This window comes from Verrucomicrobiota bacterium (assembly GCA_039192515.1).
Taxonomy (GTDB): domain Bacteria; phylum Verrucomicrobiota; class Verrucomicrobiia; order Methylacidiphilales; family JBCCWR01; genus JBCCWR01.
In genome coordinates this window covers 14410-37895 of sequence record JBCCXA010000015.1, presented here as the reverse complement: position 1 = coordinate 37895, position 23486 = coordinate 14410, and the positions used below count along the sequence as shown (strand labels likewise).

17 protein-coding genes and 1 pseudogene are annotated in these 23486 nt (G+C 43.6%); 11 read left to right on the top strand and 7 right to left on the bottom strand.

Annotation, left to right across the window (positions count from 1 at the left end; all coding sequences use genetic code 11):
- Positions 1-512: 512 nt before the first annotated feature.
- The 4 genes from AAGA18_08270 to AAGA18_08255 are packed head-to-tail and all read right to left on the bottom strand — an operon-like array spanning position 513 to position 4080.
- Complete coding sequence (locus AAGA18_08270; protein ID MEM9445336.1) at positions 513-1079, bottom strand: hypothetical protein; 567 nt, start codon at positions 1077-1079, stop codon at positions 513-515.
- A gap of 9 nt (positions 1080-1088) precedes the next feature.
- On the bottom strand, positions 1089-1682 hold the full coding sequence (locus tag AAGA18_08265) for a LysM peptidoglycan-binding domain-containing protein (protein ID MEM9445335.1): 594 nt from the start codon (positions 1680-1682) through the stop codon (positions 1089-1091).
- A gap of 12 nt (positions 1683-1694) precedes the next feature.
- Positions 1695-3722, bottom strand: a complete 2028-nt coding sequence (gene ligA, locus AAGA18_08260) for an NAD-dependent DNA ligase LigA (GenBank protein MEM9445334.1) — start codon at positions 3720-3722, stop codon at positions 1695-1697.
- Entirely contained in the window at positions 3676-4080 is a 405-nt protein-coding gene (locus AAGA18_08255; protein ID MEM9445333.1) for a VanZ family protein, read from the bottom strand. Before AAGA18_08255 ends, ligA begins: the two co-directional genes overlap by 47 nt.
- Positions 4081-4171: 91 nt before the next feature.
- Between AAGA18_08255 and AAGA18_08250 the strand changes: the two genes are divergently transcribed.
- A complete protein-coding gene (locus tag AAGA18_08250) occupies positions 4172-5281 on the top strand; it encodes an ATP-dependent 6-phosphofructokinase (GenBank protein ID MEM9445332.1) in 1110 nt (369 codons plus the stop codon).
- 32 nt (positions 5282-5313) lie between these two features.
- Here the strand turns inward: AAGA18_08250 and rnr are convergent, their stop codons facing one another.
- On the bottom strand, positions 5314-7452 hold the full coding sequence (gene rnr, locus AAGA18_08245; protein MEM9445331.1) for a ribonuclease R: 2139 nt from the start codon (positions 7450-7452) through the stop codon (positions 5314-5316).
- Positions 7453-7545: 93 nt separating this feature from the next.
- Here rnr and glgA point away from each other — a divergent pair, with 93 nt between their 5' ends.
- From glgA to AAGA18_08225, 4 genes and pseudogenes are all read left to right on the top strand, one after another.
- Positions 7546-8997 (top strand): glycogen synthase GlgA, encoded by a 1452-nt coding sequence (glgA, locus tag AAGA18_08240; protein MEM9445330.1) that lies wholly within the window; start codon positions 7546-7548, stop codon positions 8995-8997.
- Between the two features lie 20 nt (positions 8998-9017).
- Positions 9018-10049 (top strand): annotated as a pseudogene (locus AAGA18_08235) (DUF4931 domain-containing protein).
- The gene (locus AAGA18_08230) at positions 10046-12217 is read left to right on the top strand and encodes a glycoside hydrolase family 57 protein (GenBank protein ID MEM9445329.1); all 2172 of its coding nucleotides are present in this window, start codon (positions 10046-10048) and stop codon (positions 12215-12217) included. The pseudogene AAGA18_08235 and the gene AAGA18_08230 overlap by 4 nt, the downstream one beginning before the upstream one ends.
- Positions 12218-12596: 379 nt before the next feature.
- Positions 12597-14666: an alpha-amylase/4-alpha-glucanotransferase domain-containing protein gene (locus AAGA18_08225; protein MEM9445328.1), complete on the top strand. Its 2070-nt coding sequence runs from the start codon at positions 12597-12599 to the stop codon at positions 14664-14666.
- A gap of 10 nt (positions 14667-14676) precedes the next feature.
- Here AAGA18_08225 and AAGA18_08220 read toward each other — a convergent pair whose 3' ends face one another.
- A complete protein-coding gene (locus AAGA18_08220; protein MEM9445327.1) occupies positions 14677-15195 on the bottom strand; it encodes a rhodanese-like domain-containing protein in 519 nt (172 codons plus the stop codon).
- 152 nt (positions 15196-15347) lie between these two features.
- Between AAGA18_08220 and AAGA18_08215 the strand changes: the two genes are divergently transcribed.
- Complete coding sequence (locus AAGA18_08215; protein ID MEM9445326.1) at positions 15348-16097, top strand: hypothetical protein; 750 nt, start codon at positions 15348-15350, stop codon at positions 16095-16097.
- A gap of 54 nt (positions 16098-16151) precedes the next feature.
- Complete coding sequence (locus AAGA18_08210; GenBank protein MEM9445325.1) at positions 16152-16892, top strand: hypothetical protein; 741 nt, start codon at positions 16152-16154, stop codon at positions 16890-16892.
- On the opposite strand, the gene AAGA18_08205 is transcribed toward AAGA18_08210, so the two are convergent.
- On the bottom strand, positions 16879-17499 hold the full coding sequence (locus tag AAGA18_08205) for a hypothetical protein (protein MEM9445324.1): 621 nt from the start codon (positions 17497-17499) through the stop codon (positions 16879-16881). The genes AAGA18_08210 and AAGA18_08205 overlap by 14 nt on opposite strands.
- A 297-nt stretch (positions 17500-17796) precedes the next feature.
- On the opposite strand from AAGA18_08205, the gene AAGA18_08200 reads away from it, so the two are divergent.
- From AAGA18_08200 to AAGA18_08185, 4 genes are all read left to right on the top strand, one after another.
- Positions 17797-19029 carry an ROK family transcriptional regulator gene (locus AAGA18_08200; protein ID MEM9445323.1) on the top strand — a complete coding sequence of 411 codons (1233 nt, stop codon included), beginning with the start codon at positions 17797-17799 and terminating at the stop codon, positions 19027-19029.
- 303 nt (positions 19030-19332) lie between these two features.
- A complete protein-coding gene (locus tag AAGA18_08195) occupies positions 19333-20478 on the top strand; it encodes a Gfo/Idh/MocA family oxidoreductase (GenBank protein ID MEM9445322.1) in 1146 nt (381 codons plus the stop codon).
- A gap of 103 nt (positions 20479-20581) precedes the next feature.
- On the top strand, positions 20582-21658 hold the full coding sequence (locus tag AAGA18_08190; protein MEM9445321.1) for a Gfo/Idh/MocA family oxidoreductase: 1077 nt from the start codon (positions 20582-20584) through the stop codon (positions 21656-21658).
- A gap of 42 nt (positions 21659-21700) precedes the next feature.
- A complete protein-coding gene (locus AAGA18_08185) occupies positions 21701-23479 on the top strand; it encodes a divalent metal cation transporter (GenBank protein ID MEM9445320.1) in 1779 nt (592 codons plus the stop codon).
- Positions 23480-23486: the final 7 nt, after the last annotated feature.

Here is a 23486-nt window from a genome sequence, read left to right as displayed (position 1 = left end):
TAAGCTAACGCGGACAGCCTACCATAGCTTTTGCGGAGTTTCATACTGCTAAGCATAGGCAATGCCTTTAACTTTCAATCTAAGGCCACAGCCCATGAATACTGAATCCCCCGATCAAGTCGTGGGATGACGGTATGGGGGGAGTCGTGCGAGATGACAGTAGGGAGGAGTCAGAGGATGACGGAAAGAAATCAAATCATTACCCTTGCTATTCCGAACTGATATTGTGAACAAGCAGAACATCTATATAAGAATGCCTGCTAAATTTAAGGGTTCGGGCTGAAGCCTGTTGATAAATACTCCAAGCAGATTGAACTGAGAATAAAGCGAGACCCTATAAAATATGAGACGCAGATGTGAGAGTGTATGAGAAGCTAACATTCGACGGAGTGAGCAAAATGAAAAGCTTCTCGGATTATTGAATCAGACGATGATCCAAAAGCCTCCTCAGAAATTCTTCATCCTCTGCTATTTATCTTATCAGGTTGGTGAATAAAGCCAACTGGCTTAAACTACTTCTTTTGGGCAAGCTGAACAGAGAGTTTTCGAAATTTTTGCAAAAGGGCATCATGTTTTTTAGTAAGATCATCCAAGTCGTGTGCTAGTTGGCGAATTCTTAATTGGCGTGCCGTTTCCAAAACTTCTTCTACTGCATGCGCGGCATCGTTATTTTTTAGTGTTGGGGGATTACTTTCTTTAGCTTCGTTTCTGACCTTAATTTGCTTGTCTGTGAGCACTTCGACTAATTCAATAATTTTCTTTTTCTGGCCGGTTTTCTTATGTTCTACCAAGTGCTCTGCCGTAATTTCACCAGCAATTAGGAATTCGTGTAAGGTGCCTAGCGTAGTAGGACCATAGCCAGTGGAGTTTTCACCCCTGGGCACAAGCCAATTCATTTCTAAAAAATCCACATTGGGCGCAGGCTGCCAGATATTTTGCTTCGTTGTCAGCGCTACTTCATCATCCGGGGCGACTCTGGCAGATTGAGCCAGTTCTTTAAGACCCTCCTTGGTAAGTGGACCAATTGTATTTCCATCCTCTGTTTTCTTGAGCAGGTATCTAGCGTCTTTTTTCCCCATACCTAGGTTCTACTTAATTGGTATAAATAATTTTTGGCCTTCGCGAATAATTTGACCTTTGGCCAACTGATTTGCCAAGCGGATATCTTCAACAGTAACTTTAATTCCTTGATTGGTATAATTTCTTGAAATTCCCCATAAACTCTCTCCCTTAGCAACCACATGCTCATAGCCCTTTTCGGGTATAGCGGATGTGTTTTCTGTTGTAGACCGAGATGCCATAGATGAACCCACGCCATTCTTTTGCGAATCTTCGATGATAGAAGCAACTTCTTTTAACAAAGCTTTTCTATTCTGTTGCGCATCCTTCTGTTGAATGGCTAATTGTTTTTCCAATAAGCGGTTTTGTTCTTCAAGACTTTGGATTCTTTTCTTAAAAAAGGAGGCCTCTTTCTCAAGATTTTCTATTTTATTCCATAAAATATCTATTTGATCAGCCGTCCTAAGAATCTTCCCGCGCTCAATGGCGGCATCTTCTCGAGCACTAGGATGATGAGTCTGCGCATGGATCGGCACCTCCAACGACAATACCAAGCAGGTTAATGTTATGAAAAAGACCTTTAGGTAACCTGCACTCGAGTTTTTCCAAAAAGCAATCAACATCAGCAGTGGATATTAATCATTGCTGCCTTCAGTGGCAAGTTTTTCAAAAGCCGTTTCATCTATCACTGTCACTCCAAGTTTTTGCGCTTTAGCCAACTTAGAGCCGGTCTGTTCTCCAGCTAACAGGTAATCTGTCTTGGAGCTAATACTCCCAACAACATTCCCTCCAATTTTTTCAATCATTTCTACAAAGTGTTGCCGTGATTTTGAAAGGGTGCCCGTAATCACAAATTTCTTACCCGACAAGACTGAAGAAGATGTAGAACCCTCCTCATGCTTTAGCATAGAGCTTAGGTGTAACCCTAGCTGCTCAAGACTGGAAATAAGGCGTATAGACTCCTCTTCACGAAAATAATGATACAAACTTTGAGCAACAACCTCTCCTACATCTGATATATCTAATAGCTGCTCTATTTCGGCAGCAGCTAAATCATGAACCGAGGAAAATGAACGCTCCAATTGCTTGGCCAAACCAGCGCCTACATGCAAAATGCCCAACCCAAATAGTAAACGCCACATGGGCTGGCTCTTACTTGCCTCAATTGCATTAATTAAGTTATTAACCGATTTCTCACCCATTCTCTCAAGAGCAATGAGCTTTTCCTTCTTGAGATGATAGATATCGTCGACTCGAGAAATGAGTTTGTTATCGACTAGCTGCTCGACAACACTCTCTCCTAAGCCTTCTATATCCATTGCCCCACGATGGCAAAAATGCTCCAACTTTCGTTTCACTATTTCCGGGCATTGATCATTGGGACAACGCAAAAAGATTCCCTCATATTCCGTCTGAAACGAGCAACAAGGACACTTTCTAGGAGCTTCAACAGGAACGCTATTTTTCGGGCGCAACCCTAAATTAACACTGATTACCGCAGGAATAATCTCCCCCGCCTTTTCCAAGACAACTACATCTCCAACCCGGACGTCCTTCCTTTTAACCTCTTCAAAGTTGTGCAGTGTTGCTCGGCTCACTGTTGTTCCACTTAGTAAGACAGGGGACAACTCTGCTACGGGCGTGATTGTTCCAGTACGACCTACTTGGAAAGTGACATTTTTTAATCGTGTTTCCGCTTGCTCGGCCTCGAATTTATAAGCTATAGCCCAGCGAGGGGCTTTTGCAGTCGAGCCCAACTCATCTCTGAGATTTAATTCATTTACCTTTAGAACTGCGCCATCTGTAGGATAACCAAAATTCTTACGCAACTCATTGAGTTCTCCCAATGCAGCGAGAATCTCTGGCTTAGATTGACAGTACCAATTCTTTTCTGGCGTAGGCACCCCTTGGCTGGCAAGGTACTGTAAAGTGCCCTGATGGGTGGCAAAAGTTTTTCCTGTCACTTGCCCTAACCCATACAAGGCAATGGCCAGCGGGCGAGTGGCAACAATCTTAGAATCCAATAATTTCAAAGTGCCAGCTGTTGCATTTCGGGCGTTGGCAAAAGTAGCTTCCTTATTTTTCTCTCGCTCCTCATTCATACGCTGAAAAGCTGCATGCGTCATAAAGACTTCCCCTCTCAACTCCAAAACTTCCAGCGAGTCGCTTTTCAGTGTCATTGGCAACTGCCTTAACGTTCTTAAGTTCGCTGTAATATCATCCCCCTTTGTGCCATCACCACGAGTTAAGCCCTGCACAAATGAACCATTCTCATAACGCACACTCACTGCCACGCCATCAATCTTTGGTTCTAGAATAAAAGATACCTTATCATCTCCTAGAGTCTTATGAACTCTATCAATAAATGCCATTAACTCCTCTTCGGAATAGGTATTATCCAGACTCTGCATAGGCACAGAATGAGCGACAGTCCGGAAGGATGCTACAGGCTCCGCTCCTACTTGTTGCGTAGGTGACGATGCAGTCACAAATTCTGGAAACTCGTGCTCAAGCTCAACTAACTCTTGGTAGAGTTTATCGTATTCGCGGTCTGATATAGTGGGGCAGGCAAGTACATAATAGGCCACATTATGTTCACGCAGTAGTTGACTCAGCTCATCGTGCCTTTTCTTTGCGGCCTCTTGAGTGTAGCTTGGTGACATGCAGGAAAATTCTATAGACTAGAATTCCCATGGCTACCCCAAAAGAATCTGCCACCCAGTCGGACAAAGAAGGCATACGGCCCGGTGTGACATTTTGATAAAGCTCATCCAACCCGCCAGCTAGGATTCCTATGATAAGTGCGACAAACCACGGCCATTGAGTAGATGCCAACAAAAACCCTAAACCTGCATAGACTAATGCATGTAAGACCTTATCATAATTGAGCACTTGAGAGTTTGGCATAGCCTGACTTGGTATAGATGAAAGTCCTATAAGCATGAGGCAGTAACCTGCTAATACACAATAACGAACCCGCTTGGACTTCCAACCCATGTCTGTGCAAGTTGCCGGGAGCATGCTGAAATGACAACACAAAATAGTGTTTTGAAAAGATGAGGATTTAAAAAATCACCTTGGCTAGGAAACTAAGAGCCTCTAGTACTTCCCCATGGCACAAAAGAGAATAGGAGTATTAACATGCGGCGGTGACTGTCCCGGACTTAATGCAGTCATTCGTGCGGTTGTTCATGCAGGGGCGAAAATTGATCGTGAGGTTGTTGGTTTTAAAGACGGCTTTGAGGGACTGTTACAACCGCCAAATTATGACATGCTAAATCTCCGAGATACCGATGACATCATGCACTTGGGTGGTACCATATTAGGGACCACAAATCGCGGTCACTTCGTTACCAAGATTGGCAAAGGCGGCAAATTATCACTGGCTCCTGAACTCATCGAGCAAACCAAAAAAACTTTAAAAGACCTGGATATCGAGGGAATCATTGTTATAGGCGGAGACGGTTCTTTAACGACCGCTTATGAGCTGCACCAAAACGGAGTGAAAGCCATCGGCGTACCCAAGACGATTGATAATGACCTTTCTGCTACAGCCATCACCTTTGGTTTTGACTCAGCCGTGAGTGTCGTAGTCGATGCTCTAGACCGCTTAAGAACCACCGCCACCAGCCATAAACGTGTCATGGTAGTTGAAGTGATGGGTCGTTATGCTGGATGGATCGCCCTTCATGGGGGCTTGGCCGGAGGTGCGGATATCATTCTCGTCCCGGAACTCCCTTTCTCCTTCGAACAAATTACAGACGTAATCAACACTCGCGAAAATGAAAATCTGACAACTTCTATGGTAGTGGTAGCTGAAGGAGCGTTCGCCAAGGATACCGATGTCGTGGTCAAGAAAGATGTCGGGTCACAAGGTGAACATAAGTTAGGAGGAATTGGCCAGCGAGTTGCGGATCATATTGGATCAACTACGGGTAAAGACACCCGATGTGTAGTCCTGGGTCATTTACAAAGAGGGGGAGCACCTACCTCACTCGACCGCATTTTAGGAACACGTTTTGGAGTTGGCGCTGTCGAATTAGTCAACAACGATCTCTGGGGGCATATGGTTAGCTATCAAAACTATATTGTAGGACATGTCCATTTCCAGGAAGCAATCTCTAGAATTAAAAAAGTCACTCCTGAAAATCAAATGGTAGGGATGTGTCGCGAAGTGGGCATAAATTTCTGTGATAATCTCGAAATAGTTCAGGCTCATTAGTCACTATATTTGCCCGAATTCTGTATTTGGATTTATTTCACCAACTTGAAGTCGATGAGTTGCTTTTGCATATCAACCTTATCTACTTCTACTAAAACTTTCTGACCTGCCGCATACTGGTTCATAAGCCGCCGGCCTTTGAAGCGACCTCTTCTGCGGTCATATTGATAGAAGTCATTTTTCATAGAACTTACATGAATGAGCCCTGTCATCAAAAAATCTGAAAGCTCTATAACTATGCCAAAGTTGAGCACCTCCATAATAAGAGCCGTATATTTGTGACGCTTCTTGCGTTTTAGTTGATCGGCAAAATACTGGAGTTTCTTGATTTTGGTCAGTTCATTTTCGGCTTCCGCCGCATTCCTCTCGGTAAAAGAAAGATGATCTGATACATCTTTGAGGGCTTTCCCTGATACAGCCCTTGTCTTATTTTTTCTGACATATCGCTCCAAAGCGCGGTGTACCACCAAATCCGAATAGCGACGAATGGGAGAGGTGAAGTGGGTGTAATTCGTTTTCGCCAACCCAAAGTGTCCAAATGGTTCCGGTCGATAGTGCGCACGTTTCAGTGATTTTAATAACCCTACACGCAGACTATGCGCCTCTGGAAGCTCCGCAATTTTTTGCAGAGCCTTTTGTAGCTCTCCTGCCTTTGTAAGATCTCCTACTTTCACGCCATGAATCGCTAAGAGCTCTCGATATTCTGCTAGTTTAGAAGGATCCGGTTTTTCATGTACCCTGTATATAGCAGGCTGCTGATTATTTTTAAGTGCACTGGCGACCGCTTCATTGGCTAAGAGCATAAATTCTTCTATGAGCTGATGCGAAATATCATGCTCCATCTTTGCTATTTTTTTAACCTTACCATGCTTATCACAATAAACCTTTACTTCAGGCATTTCTAAATCTAACGCCCCATTGGCAAAACGGTTTTTCCTTAGTAATGAGGCGACACTCCAAGCTTTGTGCAAAAACTTGTCTAGCTTGTCCTTTGGTTTTCGTTGAAGGCGAGTGAGAGCTTCTTGGTAGGTAAGGCGGTGGTTGGAATGAATCACACTCTTCGCGAAGCGCATCTTCGTCATTTTCCCTCTAGCACTCAGGGTAATAAAAGCAGAGAAGGCCAAGCGATCCACTTTTGGCTTTAACGAGCATAAACCATTGGAGAGCTCCTCAGGCAACATAGGAATGACCTTGCCAGGAAGGTAAACACTATTTCCTCGAGACTTTGCCTCCTTATCCAGCGTTGACTTTACTCTCACATAGTGAGCTACATCCGCGATGTGGATGCCAACCTCAACTTTCCCGCCTACCAGTTTATTGATCGAAATAGCGTCATCAAAATCTTTCGCATCGTCAGGGTCTATGGTAACGACAAAATCTTTTCTTAGATCCAGTCTATCTTTGCCCTTAGGAAAAGGAGCATCTCCTTCCGGATGAGCAAATTGGGCTAGCTCAGCTAAAGCCAATGAATCAAATTCAGTTGCCAGATCATATTTTTTCACGATGGAAATAAAATCAATGGTAGGGTCACCTGCTTTGCCTAGCCTTTCTATGATGACACCTTCTGGGTTGACATGACGATTTTGCCATTCAGTCATTTCTACCACCACCTTATCACCTGGGTTGGCTATCGCTTGATCTCCAGTCTTCGGCTCTGGAACATAAAAATCATGTACCATGCGTGAATCATCTGGAGTCACAATCCAAAAGCTACCAGCCTTATCTAAAGTCCCAACTATGGTATGACGCCTTCTCTTAAGCACCCTAATCACCTCCGCTTCGCGCTTGGAGTCCTCTTTAACATAGCGGCCTTTGGACTTTATCTTCAGGCGAGCTGTCACGAGGTCTTGGTGCATAGCCACTCCAGTATCCTCTGCGGCAATGTAATAATCATCGCCCCCTTTCTCGGGGATCAAAAAGGCATAGCCCTTGTGACTAAAACTTAAGACACCAGTGATCAGATCAACCTGTTGAGCCAAGACCCAGCAGTTCTTACGCACTTTTGCGATTTCCCCCTCTTCCTCTAAATCGCGCAAAGCCTTTCGAAGATCTCTACGGTGGTCAGAAGCCACTTTGAGCTTTCCTGCTATTTGATTTTTGTCGAGTGGCTGGTATCTGGGCTGGCTTAGAAGTTTGACAACCGCCTCGGAGAGTTTTTTCTGTCGCGACATAGAGTCTTTGGTAAATGCCTTATAAATAGTTAAAAGAAATTGCTGATCGACACTGATGCAGCTTTGATCCCAATCTATCACTGTAGTTGAGGTATGAACATATTATTCGCATCCAGTGAAATTAGCCCTTACGCGCACACGGGCGGCCTGGGAGACGTATTAGCAGGATTGCCAGGTGCATTGCGCAGCGCTGGACACAGTGTCTCCGTTACTGTCCCCATGTATCGAATCATGCATGATCACAAGGAGCAACCATGGCGGAATACCAGGATTCAGTATGAAGTTCCAGTAGGCAATAACAGGTACCGAGCACAAATCTGGCAGGGCAAGACTGCAAACCATGTTCGTCTTTTTGCTATTGAAGAACCAAGATTATTTGATCGACAGGGCCTCTATGGTGACCGCTACGGACAATACCCCGACAACTTGAGCCGTTTCGTTTTCTTCAGCAAAGCTGTCACCGCGCTAAGCCAGCTTCTTACTCCAGCGCCACAAATTCTACATCTTCACGATTGGCATTGTGCTTTAGTGCCTGTTTTTATTCGACACCTGGCACTTGAAACCGCCACGGTATTTACCATTCACAACCTTGCCTACCAGGGAATATTTTCTTCCCAAGATTTCAACCTTCTTGGACTTCCAAAGGTTTTTAATTCGCCCGAAATCCTGGAGTATTATGGACGCCTCAACTTGATGAAAGGAGGACTTGTTTGCGCAGATGCTATCACCACGGTAAGTCCAACTTATGCCAATGAAATTCTTACCCCTGCAAAAGGCTGCGGACTAGATGGAGTATTAAAGAAATATAAACATAAATTAAGAGGCATCACTAACGGCATGGACAACGAAACATGGAACCCTGAAACAGACCCCCATATTCCGGAAAACTACTCGACCAAACATATGAAAGGCAAAGCCCTTTGCAAGCGTAGACTACAGGAAGCTTTTCACTTGCCAGTTGATGAAAATCCACCCCTATTTGGCATTGTCACTCGCCTCGTTGAACAAAAAGGACTCGAGTTGACGCAGAGTATAGTAGAGGAAATCTTACGTCTCGGGGCACAATTTATTCTCCTAGGATCTGGCGATGCTTCTTATGAAAACTATTTTTCAAACCTCGCCAAAGATAACCCCAACCAAGTGAGTGTGCATATAGGCTTTGATATGCCTCTATCCCACCTGATTGAAGCGGGTTGCGACTTTTTCCTGATGCCTTCGCGTTTTGAGCCTTGCGGCCTCAGCCAATTATACAGCCAAAGATATGGCACTATTCCAATCGTTCATGCAACAGGCGGACTAGCCGATACGGTGCAACCTTGGGATGACCACGCGTTAACCGGAACTGGCTTCGTTTTTAAAGAGTTTCACAAAGAAGCTTTCCTTGCCCAAGTTTTACAAGGAATACGATTGCGACAGAGCACCAAGAAGTGGCAGACTATCCGCATGAATGCCATGCAACAGGATTTTTCTTGGTCGGGTAGAATTGATGAATATGGAAAATCCTACGAGGATGCCTTACTGCATAAAAGTAAGGTCTCCAACTAGCTAAGAATTTTTTTGTAAAGACTATGCCTGAAATACGCAAAGATCCACTCATAGGACGATGGGTTGTATTTAGTCCCGAGCGGTTACGCCGCCCTATGAATGCCTCTACTATGCGGGAACCTACGCCGGGTGACCCGGAATCTGACCCATTTAGTGAAGGGAATGAAAGTTATACTCCTGATGAAGTCTTTGCGATTCGCAACGAGCATTCACAACCTAATAAGCCCGGCTGGCAGGTTCGTGTAGTTCCTAACAGATTTCCCGCCCTGCGGGTTGAAGGCAATTTAGATAAAGAAGCAGTCGGATTTTACGACCGCATCAATGGTATTGGCGCTCATGAAGTAGTGATTGAAACTCCCAATGCTCAACAATGCTTAGAAGACCTAAAACTCACCGAAGTAGCCAATGTGCTTAAAGCCTACCGGGCGCGCTCTCATGATTTGAGTCAAGATAAGCGCTTTCGTTACATCATTGTGTTCAAAAACTTTGGTGCATTGGCTGGTGCTTCCATCTACCACTCCCATTCTCAGATCATAGCCTTGCCTATCACACCTATAACTATTAAAGAAAAGCTCGTAGCCGCACGTCATTATTTTTTGCAAAAGGACCGCAATATCTTTGAGGATATTTTACGAAATGAATTAAAAAACAATGAGCGACTGGTGTTTGAAAACGCCGGTTTCGCAGCCTTTTGTCCTTTTGCATCTCGCTTTCCCTTTGAGATATGCATTATGCCCCGCCAACAGAAACCCCACTTTGCTGAATGCGATGACCATGAACTCTTCCTCCTTGCTGATGCCGTCCGAACGGTGCTTCGACAACTTTCTGAGGCTGTCGGAAAACCCGATTATAACATGATCATTCATACGGCTCCTATCAAAAGAATAGATAAGCCTGACATGCAAACAGCGACTTTTGACTATCGCTGGCATGTTGAGATCTTACCTCGTCTTACAGGAATTGCAGGGTTTGAATTCGGGACAGGGTTCCATATCAATACTGTTCTACCCGAGGAAGCAGCTACTATATTGAAGGAGGCCAAGATCTTATGATGAATGTTGTCTTCTTATGGCATATGCACCAACCGTACTATGTCAACCCATTGACGAAAACAGCATTGATGCCTTGGGTCCGGCTTCATGCAGTCAAAGGCTACTTAGACATGATTATGGTAGGAAGAATGTACCCAGAGGTTCATCTCAATTTCAATTTTACCCCCGTGCTTATAAAGCAGCTTCAAGAACTTGCCCAAAGAGAAGTAACAGATGCATGGGAAGAACTAAGCCGTAAACCTGCCTCTGAGTTATCCCACGAAGATAAAATTCATATTTTAGAAAATTTTTTTAAGATTCATTGGGATAATTTGATTTATCCATTCCCTAGATATAAAGAGTTACTTGATCTTCGCGGTCAAAACTATGACCTAACAACCATTAAAGAGAGCACCCGCCACTTCGAAGACCAAGACTATCTAGACCTCCAAACGTGGTATAACCTCTCTTGGTGTGGTTTCAGTGCAGAAGAAAATTATCCAGAGCTAAAGGAGTTGAAACGGAAAGCTAGAGGATTCACTGAAGAAGAAAAAAATCGCGTTTTGGATATTCATCATGAAATTGTTTGTACGGTTCTCAATTACTACAGAGAAGCCAAAGACGCTGGCCAAGTAGAAATTACCACTACCCCTTTTTATCACCCAATCATGCCTCTTGTATACAACACTGATTTTGCACACCGCTGCATGCCTGGCAGGGAGTTGCCGCCCCCATTCTCTGCCCCAGATGATGTCAAAGCTCACTTGAGGATGGCCCAAGAGTTACACGAGTCAGTCTTTGGGGAAAAAGCAAAAGGCCTATGGCCTTCAGAAGGATCTGTTGCCCCAGAGTTAATACCTCATTTCAAAGAAGAGGGGATTGAATATTTTTGCACGGACGAAAAAGTTTTATTTCAGAGCTTACCACCAGAAACAGACCATATTGAACTCTTCAAAACCTGGGCATGCGAATTTGAAGGAGCAAGAGTCAACGCTTTATTTCGTGAACGCCCTTTATCCGACTTCGTAGGATTTAATGCTGCACGACAAACTGATCAAGAAGCTACCGATTTTCTCATTCATCATTTAGAGCATCTAGACGAAGTTGTTCCATCTGATAATCCCAATCGAGTCGTTGGTGTAGTCTTGGACGGAGAAAATGCTTGGGAAACTTTTCATGACGGCGGCAAAAGCTTTCTACACATGGTTTATCAGCGTATCCAAGCAAGTCATAAACTACGAGCAAGGAGACTTGGCGATGTCTTTGCAGAATTCCCTCCTCATAATACCGTTCACCATCTGCATTCAGGTTCGTGGATCAACGGCGACTTTGATATTTGGATTGGTGACGGAGAGGAAAATAGAGGGTGGGAGTGGCTAGGCAAAACAAGAAATTTCCTGATTGAATACGCAGCGGAAAATACACTTCCCAGCGAAGTTCTCGAAAATGCCTGGAGAGAAATATACGCAGCCGAAGGAAGTGATTGGTTCTGGTGGTATGGTCCTGATTTCCAGACCGATTCTGACTTTCTCTTTGATGAGCTATTTAGAACACATCTTAAGAATGTCTATTATTTACTCAATGAAGTGCCTCCAAAATACTTAAGCGCCCCCATACGACAAAAGGGCCGCCTCTTTACCTACACAGTGCCCACCAGCTATATTTACCCAGAATTAGAACAAGATAAGGAAAGCTACTTTGATTGGATGGGCGCAGGGCATATGAATCTTGAAAACAGCGGCGGTGCAATGTACCAATCCGACAGGATTGCCAGGGAGCTCTACTTTGGCTTTAATCCTGAAAACATTTTTCTTCGCTTTGACTACAAGGGGCAATCCCCAGACCAGCTTATTTACACTTTTCACAAACCCGAACCCGCTCGAATTGTTATTAATAGAGAAGCTAGCAAGCACAATAAGCTCGAAACCTACCTCGCTAAAATCGAAAGAAGTAAAGATGGGGTCCGCTACTACTCTAGAAAAGAGACGGTTCACCTTGCCATTAAGCCACAGCGCATTGAATTATCTACGAGTGTTCATGCCCTGGATTGGAAGAGTGAAGGAGAAACAGTCACGATGACCCTGCAGATTTTAGAGAATGGGACAGAAAAAGAAATTTACCCTTCTACAGGCCTTATTGAATTCACGGCTCCCTCTCCAAAATTCACTTTAAAAAACTGGTTTGTTTAAAACTCAATCACACGCATGAGAAATACAGCCATCTACCTAAAATCAGTCCATCCGTCAGCTGATAATTCAGTGCCGTTTACTTTTAAGTAGTAATCACAAGCATTACTTGTTATATCAATCTTACTTGATAAAAATACATGAAAAACTTTGGCATACTGATACCCAATATATGCTCCATAATTATATTGTTTAAACTAGGATGATGTAATAGAAGTTGAATGAGATGCGTAAAAACTTGAGCCGCAAGAAAAAGAGAGTCGACAAAGATGTACCAAAAAGGTGATACCTCTAGCAGACTCTATGTAATTTAAGGCAAAGATGTGGCGCAGATCTTCTAGCCTTTAGTCCATAATCCAGGTCAAATTCAAGCCTCTTATTGATGAATCACTTAAACCTAATCCTCTCTCTACATCACCACCAGCCTATTGGAAACTTCCCGGAAGTTTTGGAGCTATGCTACACACGTTGCTATGAGCCACTGCTAAAGGCCATAGAGGCACATCCTAAAATCAACATCACTTTATCTTACTCAGGACCTATTCTCCAATTCTTACTTGAGAAACACCCTGAATACTTGGAACGACTCAAGTGCCTTATAGAACGTGATCAAATTGAAATCCTATCTGATGGATTTTATGAGCCCGTGCTTGCTGAGCTACCGGAGGAAGACCGTATTGGCCAACTTCGGAAGATGAATCAATGGCAAGCAGAGCATCTGGGATATGCTCCCCATGGTGTTTGGACAGCCGAAGGCGTGTGGAGCCCTTCACTAGCCCAAACTTATTTTGAAAATGGCCTTCGCTATACTATTTTAAGAGCAGGGCGCTTCGTCTATGCTGGAGAAAAGGAAAATGAACTAAATGGCGCCTTCGTTACTGAACACTTAGGCCACCCGATATATCTATTTCCCAATGACACGAATATTCTAAAGCGCATGCCTTTTGGGAAAGTGGACGATTTGCTCATCTATTTACGGCGCGTTGCAAATCGTAGAAATGAACAGACATTTACCGCAGCTGATATTGCAGAACGCTGGGGAGTATGGCCTGGAACTTTCGACAGTGTTCATCAATCTGGTTATCTCTCAGAACTTTTCACGACTTTATCAGATGCGTCTGGATGGCTTAAGCTCATTCGCTTTAAAGATTATTTACTATCTCATAAACCAACTAGGCTTATTTATATACCTGCGGGCTCAAGATGGGAGATGGGCGCCTGGTCATTACCCGATGGTTCGCGAACAGACTACAGAAGAGCGCGCCGCAACCTAGCCATCCGTCACGACTCTCACCTTTTTCTCCCTTTCTTTCGCTCCGGCTCATTTGCCTCATTTAAAGCACGTTATCACGAGGCTAATCAAATGCATAAAAAGGGGCTATGGCTCAAAAAATTGCTTAAAGATTCTAGTCCTTCTCAAATAGATGAATGCCAAGATCTACTGTGGCAGGCCCAGTGCAACACCGCCTATTGGTTTGGAACATCTGGAGGACTTTACCAACCCCACCTGAGACAAGCAATCTGGAAGCGCCTCTTGCATGCAGAATCAATTCTAGCAGCGAATCGCAATGGATGGAACATCTCCAGCCATGATATTAATGCAGATGGACAAGAAGAGGTGCTGGTTACTCACCCTAAAATTTTCTGTGGCATCCATCCGGCCTACGGAGGGTCCTGCTTTGAGTATAGCTTACTACCGAAACACCTCAACCTAGCCTCTCATTTAACTCGTCATTCGGAGTCTCTTAGTGGTTTAACAGATGATTCTCTGATCCCTCCATCTGATCTGCAGGAACAAGAGGACCAATCTAAAAGCGATTGGTACAAAAGGCATCTTTTCCAAGATCACCTCTTCAATAGGCATACTCATTCTGAGGATCTCTTCGAGAACAAAGCGGTAGAATTAGGTGATTTTATTGATCAGCCTTATGAAATAGTTGATTCCCAAAACCTTAGCAACCGAGCCCTTATAACCTTGGAAAGAAAGGGGGGGCTTTACCGAAATCAGATGCACCAAAAAGTTACCCTTCGCAAAACATACCATTGGGGAGCAGAGACTTATCAACTAAAAGTAGTATACCAAATCATTAATACCAGCGACCTTCCACTCGAAGCCATTCTAGCTACAGAGGTGAATCTTCATTTACCGTTCTCTAAGCAATCAAACGACCGGATTATCTTAGAGGATCGAGAAACATCCCCTACAGAAATAAGCTTTGACGGTTATGGGAAAAAAATTGTCTATCATTCTCAAACTGCTGGACTTGAAGTACAGTTGCTCTCTGAACAGGAAGCCAACCTGTGGTGCTATCCACTGATGAGCTCAGAAACTAACGATAAGATTTCACATGAAGTATTACAAGGTAACGCCTTACTAATTGGCTGGCCTTTCGATATACCTCCCAAGGATGCCAAGACATTTTCCATTAAGCTTCAGTGCGCTGAGCTCTAAAATACTCCAATTATCTATTCCACGGCATCTTCGCTAGAAGTAAACCCATACCACACCAGTCCGTTAAGCCTGCAAAAACCAGCCCACACCCCACAAAAGCCGGAACTATAGTAAAAGCTGGATTAACCCAATAAGTCAAAGCAGCTCCAACTGCCACCAGAACACCCGCAGCAATTCGCACTTGCCTTTCTAGACTCATCATTTTCGGCCCCCTCAAATGAGGCAAGTTAGCTTGCACCCATTGGTCTGTGCCGCCTTCAACAACACAAACATCCGGATGCCCTGCTTTAGAAAATATGCTTGCGGCTCGGCTAGCCCTTTTGCCTGATTTACAAAGCAGCAAGATCTGTTCATCCTCGAATACTTTTCGTCGTAACTCACTTGCCTTTTCTATGGTAAGGCTATCCAGAGGCAAATGTTCCGCTCCTCGTGCATGCATTGCTTCATATTCTGGCTTGGTTCTAACATCTACCAAAAGTCCGCCTTGCAAACTTTTTTGATATGCCTCTTGTGAGGATAGGATTGTCATAATGTTTCTGAAAGCGATCAGTCGCCACTTACTAATGTATGTATGATACCAGATCGTCTTATACTGAAGAAGTCATTTAGTCTCAAACTAAAATTAAAGATTAAGTTAACTACGTCCGATACTATAGGTGGTTGTCTATCTTGAGGTGATTTATGAGTAATACTGATTCAATCAAAGTCGAATCCCGCCCATCGGCATGGCTGCCGCTTATCCTAATTTTAGTAGCATTGGCAGGGTTTTTAGGAACCACTTACTGGACGCAAAATCGCGAATTTGCCGCCCTGAATCAGACTCTCGAAGACACAAAAAAGTCTCTTGTGTCGCAAATAACGGAGCAAAATGACCTCCTGAATAAACGGTACATGGCCATGATGAAGCTTTCACAAGAAGTTTCTGTTCACGAAACCGTTCTAAATGAAGTTCAGCACACCATTAAAATTCAGAAGGTTACGCATGAAAACAAATTAGCCGAGCTGAAATCAGATCTTAAGTTAGTCAAAGACGAGGGCGCTGCTGTAGTAGCTGTTTTGGATAAACGTGTAGATGGATTGGTAGTTAAGTCTAAAGCCCACTCTAATTCCGTCGATCAAATTCAAAACTCCCTAGATGAAAAATTATCAGAGAAGGACAAATTGCTCTCTAGGCTTGAGACAGACATCAAGAACCTAACCGTGCTTGTTAACAACCAAGCAGCCGAAATCCGCAGCCTAAGAGGAGCTTTAGCTGCCAAAGGCATTCCGACCCCAGACCTTCGAACAGCTCAGTCCCAGGCAAAAAGTCCCTCTGAAGGAATGAACTCATCCTCTCCTAGGACGGTCGATGAGGCAGCGACCACTCAAACAACAATCCAACAAGCTGTCTTGCCCCATACTAACCGCTATTCTTGGAACGATTTTAAGTAATAGCAGCTGCAATTTTGTTTCGAAGAACCATGGGAATCTGTCTATATTTCTTTCATGGCAGACCGTCCCTTTTTTGGCTCCTACAAGAGAAGTGAATTTTCTACCTACCGAGCTCTTAAATTAAATAGGACTCATAAATCACGTTCTCGGAGACAAGCCCTTAGTGAGCAGATGATTTACTGCTATATCGGCGGAGACTCTCCCAATCGTCCCTACCTAAAAGTGCTCAAATCTGAATACCAAAAGGTCTGGATAGAAGTCGTCCATGAAGTAAGGCTTGAACTAAAGAATAGCGGATTGCGCATGGAGCAGATCATGGATTTAAGTAGCGGAAAAGTTCAACGCAGCGTTTACGAGCGACTAGCAGATCACTCACAGGCCCTTGAAAACTTAGAAAGTGGCTTTCTGCAGCAACATGGCCGCAAGATGACACCACATGAATTCAAACTTTATTCAAAGTTGATTAACAAAGAGGAGAGGTTATCTCCATCAACTAACGCAAGCCCTGAGGACCATTCGCTTAAAGCTAGAAAGATGGTTTTGCAAAAGGTAATGAAAAAAATTCGTAGTGCTCAAAGACACGGCTCTGGATCTCTCCAACAGGCTTGGGCAACCGTAGTTGGCAGCGAAGTTGCTATGGACTCTGAGCTGGTCCGCGTAGACGAGCAGCGAGGACTTGCTATATGCAAATGTCTTAGTTCCTCAAGAATTTATGAATTAAGGAGAAACCCATCCTTACCTAGAGAACTATCCAAAGTCTTAAGTATCTCTATCAGAAGAATTATTTTTCGCTGACTACCAAGGAATCAGCGCTAAATGAAATCTTCCGGGTCTCTTCTAAATGATCGAGAGCACCATGTGCAGCATCTTGCCTGCGCAGTTTAAGCCGAGTTGCCTCTGTTGGCATCCATTCATTCTCATTAGCCAAATAGCTCATGCGTATTTGGCCTAGCCATCCTTTGCTCACATGAATAGCACCTAACTGAAAGCCAGATTGAGGAAATGATTTGGGCATATCTGCCAAACTAATCTCTTTTATACCAAATCCTGCCGTGTTGATGTCGCGTATACGAGCTTTTGTCCATATATGATTCACAGTCATAAGAAAGACAATATCATCAGCTATAGACATCGCGTGATTCAGAAACACTCGAACTTTACTCCAAGGTGGATTCGTCATAATCCAATCCACCTTCTTATCCCAATTTAAAAAATCGCGGCCCTCATTAATTTCGCACCATAGGGCATCTTCTGGTAAATATTGGTATATATTTCCATCCCCCCTGCAGGGCTCCAAAATTCGACCAATCGGCTGAAAATGCTCCACAAGCTGTTTAGCTAGGTAATCAGGTGTCTGTATTTCATCATTACTTACATAGTCTCTGTTGGGCTGATAGCGCATAATCAGAGAGTAAATACTTTTTACGTATTTGTATATAATAAATTGCTAGTAATTTCTGCTAAACTACTAATTATAAGAATATTGAGCAGATTTTTAGTTAAACAAACGTAATAACGAAACTAGCTGCCATAGTTGAAAAATTAAACTAAATAGCGTCTCCGCAAGTCCCAAGCAACCTTATTTAGAATTTTTGCAAATTAATAGTTTCCATTTAATCAAAAAGACTTATTATTGATTTTACATTTTATATAATGATTTACCCCAGAATTAATTCAAAATCTAAACTATAGCATCGCCATGTTACATCATATACTCAAAAACCAAACTCGTTACGATCGAGTAGACATCCGAAGGCTGAACTCGGTAGGTGTGCTAAACCAATTGCGCAAAAATGGCTCCCTATCACGAGCTGAAATAGCTGAAAAGCAAGGGTTAACTCGAGCAACCGTATCTAATATCGTCGCAGACCTAATAGAGGCAGACTTGGTTAAAGAGACTCACTACAAAGAAGGTTTTGCCGGGCGACCGGGGTTATTGCTAGAACTTAATGCGAATTGTGGCTGCATGATTGGCGTGGAAATGAATCTGCACCGAATCACAGTGGTTCTTTCTAATATGGGGCAAGACTTTATATGGCGTTCTGAACGCTTCCTTGAGCATGAGATTAAGCAAGATGATTACATTAAGGAAGCAGAGCTTTTAGTACAAAGAGCTCTTGCCCAAGCTGAGAAAAAAACTCTTAAATGTCGCGGTTTATGCGTTGCCTGGGCTGGTTTAGTGAATTATGAAAAAGGTATCTTAGCTCATGGCCCATTGTTTGGCTGGAATAATGTTCCTCTCAAGGCCATGTGGGAGGAGAAATTTAACATTCCTATCCATTTGATCAATGAAGCTCATGCCGGAGCTGTCGGAGCCTATTTGTTTGGCAATCAAGAAAAGGTTAGAAACATCATATATCTGAGTGTCGGTGTAGGCATGGCAGCAGGTATTTATGTTGATGGTCAATTGCTTTTGGGCGAATCAGGCTTTGCGGGACAGATTGCCCATGTGCCTTTTGTAGAAAATGGTCATGTATGCGGCTGCGGCAAAAGGGGTTGTTGGATTACTGAGGTAGGTGCCAAGGCAATCATCCGAAAGCTATGTGACGCCGGAGTGGATTTTACAGAACGAAATAGATTACGCATTGACTGGATAAATGAGGCCACCTCCCTAATAGAAAGTAAAGATGAAAGAATGCTTAAAGTCCTTCAAGATGTCGGAACAAAACTGGGCCAAGGAATCGCCAGACTTGTTCACGTTTTTAACCCGGAACTCATTATCATAGGCGGCGATTTGCGAGAGCTCATTGCACATATGCAAGATTCCATTAAAATATCAATCGATAACCAAATCTTAGAACACATGAGTGAAGGTTTTGCTATTGAAATCAGTGAATCGGAAGATGACCAGTTGATGGGTTGTATTGCTACCATATATTACGCCGTAATGGAAAACCCCCCTATTCGAGAAGCGGCCCATCAAAAAGCTTAAGATCCATTTAGCCTGGCCTGGATGATCTGATACAAGCTGAACGAAATCCGTTAGAGCCTGAGCCACAAGAAAAAGAGAGTCAACGAAGATATATCCATCACATCCTGTTCGCGTAGCCTTTACTAGCAAGCTAAAGCGAAGCGGTCAAGTGCGTAGCCCCATCCAAATAGTGTTAAGACATCAGTCTCAAAAAAGGTAATACTCCTAGAAAACTCTATGTTACTTGAAGCCAAGATCTTGCAAAATCTTTAAGTCTCTTTAGCCTCATATCGATTTAATAATAATTTAACGAGCAAAATTCATATGATAAATTTCGGGCTGATTGGTTTTGGTAATATTGGGAGGCTGCATGCCAGCAATCTTACTGAAGACAAAATCCATGGCGCCAAACTTTTAGCCGTTTCGGATAGAACAGATATGGATCCATCATCAATGGGTGGAGTTCGCTATTATAAAGATTACAAAGAGCTTTTAAAAAATTCAGAAATTGATGCCGTGATACTGGCTACCCCTACTCACTTGCATGCGAGTCTGGCGGTGGAAGCCATTGAAGCTGGAAAGCATGTGCTTGTCGAAAAACCAGTGGCACTGGAAATCCAAGATGCCAGAGACCTCATACAACTTACCAAAAGAAAAAATAAAGTTGCTGCAGTTGTGCTCAATCAAAGAACCGACCCTTACTACACTAGAATTAGAGATCTTGTCTCGGATGGCGAACTAGGCGAGTTAAACCGAATCCAGTGGACTATGACAAACTGGTTTCGACCTGAAATTTACTTTAGCTGCAGTCCATGGCGAGGCACTTGGTCTGGTGAAGGCGGTGGAGCACTTATGAACCAATGCATCCACAATATCGATATATTCTCTTGGATCTTTGGTATGCCACGGTCTGTTAGGGCAGAGTGCGAATTTGGTAAATTTCATGACATTGAAGTAGAGGACAGTGTTTCCGCTTTTTTTGATTTGCCATCCGGAGCTAAGGCCATTTTTGTAGGGTCAACAGGCGAACACCCCGGAGTGAACAGGCTAGAAATTGTAGGTAACAAAGGCACAATTATAGCGGAAAATAGAGAACTTCTTGTGAGCACCCTGTCGCAGCCCTCTGACGAATTCTCCAAACAAACAGATGACATGTTTGGAACACCTGAAACGAAGACTCGAACTGAAAAGTTTGGCGAAGACAAAGGTACTCAGCATGTTGGAGTTTTGCGAAATTTCATCGATGCACTTGCAAATGATGATGCGCTCATTGGCCCCTTGAGAGATGCCTCTATGTCCGTAGAAATAGCTAACGCTATCTTGTTGTCTTCATGGAAGGAGCAACGCGTCCTGCTTCCTCTCGATGGAATAGAATACCGAGAAGCTCTAGTTGAACGCAAAAAAAATTCTCTATCACGCGAAACAATTAAGGCTAAAGCGCCCGTAGACATGGCAAAGTCTTTTAGGTAAATCAAATCTCTCAAGAAATTTTTATACAAACTTACGCATTCACTTGCTATTGACTGTAGTCACATTATAAACATATCCCAATATGAGTGAGCGAAAATAAAGAATGAGCAAGACGGGGTTTGACTACGCACCATCTGGAGAAACAAAACCAGTCGTTGAAAAGGGAGAGTTTGTTTTTGCCACAGCATACCTAGACCATGGTCACATCTATGGGCAGACCAATGGGCTTTTAGAAGCTGGAGGTGTATGCAAATGGGTATACGATTCAGATCCTCAAAAAATTGAAAGCTACTTAAAAAAATTTCCAGGCATCTCCGTTGCTGATAGCTATGAACAGATTCTAGATGATCAGGAGATTCTTTTAGTCAATGCCGCAGCTATACCCAATAAAAGATATGAGGTCGGGGAAAAAGCTATGCGAGCTGGTAAAGACTATTTTACTGACAAATCTCCTTTCACCACCTTAGAACAACTTGAAAGAGCTAAGAAGCTTGTCAAAGAGACTCATAAAAAATACATGGTCTATTTCTCGGAGCGCCTTCACACAGAAGCGGGCTGGCATGCAGGAGAATTAATAAGTCAGGACCTGATTGGCGACGTTCTTCAAGTGCTCATCATAGCGCCTCATAGACTTTCTAAATCTGCAAGACCTGATTGGTTCTTTGATAAAGAAGCCTACGGAGGCATTCTTACAGATATTGGATCGCATCAATTTGAGCAATTTTTGACTTATGCCGGTGTAGAAGATGCCGTTGTCAAATATGCGCGTGTAGCTAATTTTGGCAATCCTGACAAACCCGGCTTGGAAGACTTTGGCGAAGCCCAACTCATCACCTCAACGGGATCCTCGTGCTATTGCCGAGTAGATTGGTGGACTCCTGACGGAATGCCTATATGGGGTGATGGACGCACTTTCGTCTTAGGCACTAAAGGTACTCTGGAAGTCCGCAAATACTTAGACATTGCCCAATCAGGCAACCCGGGGCAGAGAATTTATCTCACAACTGATCATGAACCTAAGATGATTGAATGTGAGGGGAAAGTAGGGTATCCCTTTTTTGGAGAGCTTATCTTAGACCTACTCAATAGAACTGAAAAAGCGATGACCCAAGAGCATGTTTTTAAAGCGGCTGAACTATCACTAATGGCCCAAGAAATTGCCGATTCTTATAAAGACTGAAGGATTACTACGCCTCCTTAATAATCAACGTAAGGAACAAGGATGATCAACACAGAAAACCAAGCTCCTGATGGAATGACTAATCCTGTAACACCTTCTCAATCCTTTTCAAACCCAGATATCGAAAAACATAAACAAATCATTACCGAAGGAAAAGCCCAAGGCTCCTTGGGCACCTTATTGGCCTATACCAAATTATCTGGACCAGGTTGGATCCAAAGCGCAATCACCTTGGGGGGTGGCTCGCTTTCATCAGCCCTTTACTTAGGAATCATAGCTGGCTTTGCCTTTATGTGGGTACAACCTCTGGCTATGATTCTTGGAGTCATCATGTTAAGTGCCATAGCCTACGTCACACTTTCCACGGGCAAGAGCCCTTTCAAAGCGATCAATGAACACATCAGCCCTGTTCTTGGTTGGGGATGGCTACTTGCTTCTATGGCTGCAAACATGGTTTGGTCCATGCCGCAATTTTCCCTTGCTACGGCAGCCGTTCAACAAAACTTATTACCACAGTTTTTAGGAGAGGGCGGCATTCCCGAACCATGGAGCAAAATCATCATTGTTGGCACTACATTAGCTGTAGCGGCTACAGTCGTCATGCTCTACAGCCGTGGGGGATGGGGTGTAAAGGCATTTGATTGGACTATGAAAACCATGGTGGGAGGCATCGTGCTTTGCTTTTTTGCGGTTGTCATTCGCATGAGCATCAGTGGTGAAGTAGCATGGAATAAGATTTTCCTCGGACTGATCCCCAGTTGGAGCTCGCTTTCAGAACCTACGGCGAGCTTCTCCCCATTTCTGGCGGACTTAACCGCTGAGGGAAGAGCTTATTGGAGCGGTTTAATTGTTGATCAACAACGCTCGATAATTATCAGTGCTGCTGCTGCTGCTGTCGGCATTAATATGACCTTCTTACTTCCCTATTCGATGCTAAAGAAAGGCTGGAGTAAAGAGTTTAAAGGACTCGCGGTTTTTGACTTATCTACTGGGCTTTTTATTCCCTTTGTCATAGCTACAGCCTGTGTCGTCATTGTTTCAGCCTCTCAATTCCATGCCAAAATCCCGGCAGGCCTGGAAAATTCACAAAATAACTTGGAGCTCCAAGTTCCTAAGACTTTACAAAGTGGCTACCAGAAAAACTTAGAAGGGCGACTCAAAAGCCAATTAGGTGGCGAAGCCTTTGCGAATCTCTCAGATAATGATATCATACAGCAAATTTCAAAGATGCCTGTAGCCGAAAAGCGTATGGCTGCCATGCTCGTTAAAAGAGACGCATTCCAACTCTCTAACGCATTAACACCCATCACAGGCCCTACTCTAGCCCATTATATATTTGGCCTAGGAATCTTTGGAATGGCATTGAGCACCGCAATTGTACTCATGACAATCAACGGATTCTGTTTATGCGAGGCTTTGAATAAACCTGGAAACAAGCACTATTTCAGGATAGGTGTTTTCATGGTATTCATTGGGGCTATTGGACCTTTTGCTTGGAATCAAGCAAAGCTTTGGCTAGCTATTCCTACATCGGTTTTTGGCATGGTCCTTCTTCCTATTGCCTATATTGCCTTTTTCCTATTAATGAATCAAAAGACATTATTGGGAAAACAAACGCCACAAGGCAAAATGAAGTTTGTCTGGAACGGTGCGATGTTTGTCGCTACTCTAGTAGCAGGTGGCAGCAGCCTCTGGGTGCTTTGGTCAAAACTCCAATTTACAGGTATCTTTATTTTTGCAGCCTTCTTCCTAGCAGTCTTAATTGGAAGCAAACTAAAAAAACGCAACTCACCTTCGGCAACCGTGCATGAGACGGGGTAGTGAACCA

What these genes read in the sequence shown, in the direction of transcription:
- AAGA18_08270 (MEM9445336.1), bottom strand. Translation starts at nt 1,079, where the DNA reads ATGGGGAAAAAAGACGCTAGATACCTGCTCAAGAAAACAGAGGATGGA.
- AAGA18_08265 (MEM9445335.1), bottom strand. Translation starts at nt 1,682, where the DNA reads ATGTTGATTGCTTTTTGGAAAAACTCGAGTGCAGGTTACCTAAAGGTC.
- ligA (MEM9445334.1), bottom strand. Translation starts at nt 3,722, where the DNA reads ATGTCACCAAGCTACACTCAAGAGGCCGCAAAGAAAAGGCACGATGAG.
- AAGA18_08255 (MEM9445333.1), bottom strand. Translation starts at nt 4,080, where the DNA reads ATGCTCCCGGCAACTTGCACAGACATGGGTTGGAAGTCCAAGCGGGTT.
- AAGA18_08250 (MEM9445332.1), top strand. Translation starts at nt 4,172, where the DNA reads ATGGCACAAAAGAGAATAGGAGTATTAACATGCGGCGGTGACTGTCCC.
- rnr (MEM9445331.1), bottom strand. Translation starts at nt 7,452, where the DNA reads ATGTCGCGACAGAAAAAACTCTCCGAGGCGGTTGTCAAACTTCTAAGC.
- glgA (MEM9445330.1), top strand. Translation starts at nt 7,546, where the DNA reads ATGAACATATTATTCGCATCCAGTGAAATTAGCCCTTACGCGCACACG.
- AAGA18_08230 (MEM9445329.1), top strand. Translation starts at nt 10,046, where the DNA reads ATGATGAATGTTGTCTTCTTATGGCATATGCACCAACCGTACTATGTC.
- AAGA18_08225 (MEM9445328.1), top strand. Translation starts at nt 12,597, where the DNA reads ATGAATCACTTAAACCTAATCCTCTCTCTACATCACCACCAGCCTATT.
- AAGA18_08220 (MEM9445327.1), bottom strand. Translation starts at nt 15,195, where the DNA reads ATGACAATCCTATCCTCACAAGAGGCATATCAAAAAAGTTTGCAAGGC.
- AAGA18_08215 (MEM9445326.1), top strand. Translation starts at nt 15,348, where the DNA reads ATGAGTAATACTGATTCAATCAAAGTCGAATCCCGCCCATCGGCATGG.
- AAGA18_08210 (MEM9445325.1), top strand. Translation starts at nt 16,152, where the DNA reads ATGGCAGACCGTCCCTTTTTTGGCTCCTACAAGAGAAGTGAATTTTCT.
- AAGA18_08205 (MEM9445324.1), bottom strand. Translation starts at nt 17,499, where the DNA reads ATGCGCTATCAGCCCAACAGAGACTATGTAAGTAATGATGAAATACAG.
- AAGA18_08200 (MEM9445323.1), top strand. Translation starts at nt 17,797, where the DNA reads ATGTTACATCATATACTCAAAAACCAAACTCGTTACGATCGAGTAGAC.
- AAGA18_08195 (MEM9445322.1), top strand. Translation starts at nt 19,333, where the DNA reads ATGATAAATTTCGGGCTGATTGGTTTTGGTAATATTGGGAGGCTGCAT.
- AAGA18_08190 (MEM9445321.1), top strand. Translation starts at nt 20,582, where the DNA reads ATGAGCAAGACGGGGTTTGACTACGCACCATCTGGAGAAACAAAACCA.
- AAGA18_08185 (MEM9445320.1), top strand. Translation starts at nt 21,701, where the DNA reads ATGATCAACACAGAAAACCAAGCTCCTGATGGAATGACTAATCCTGTA.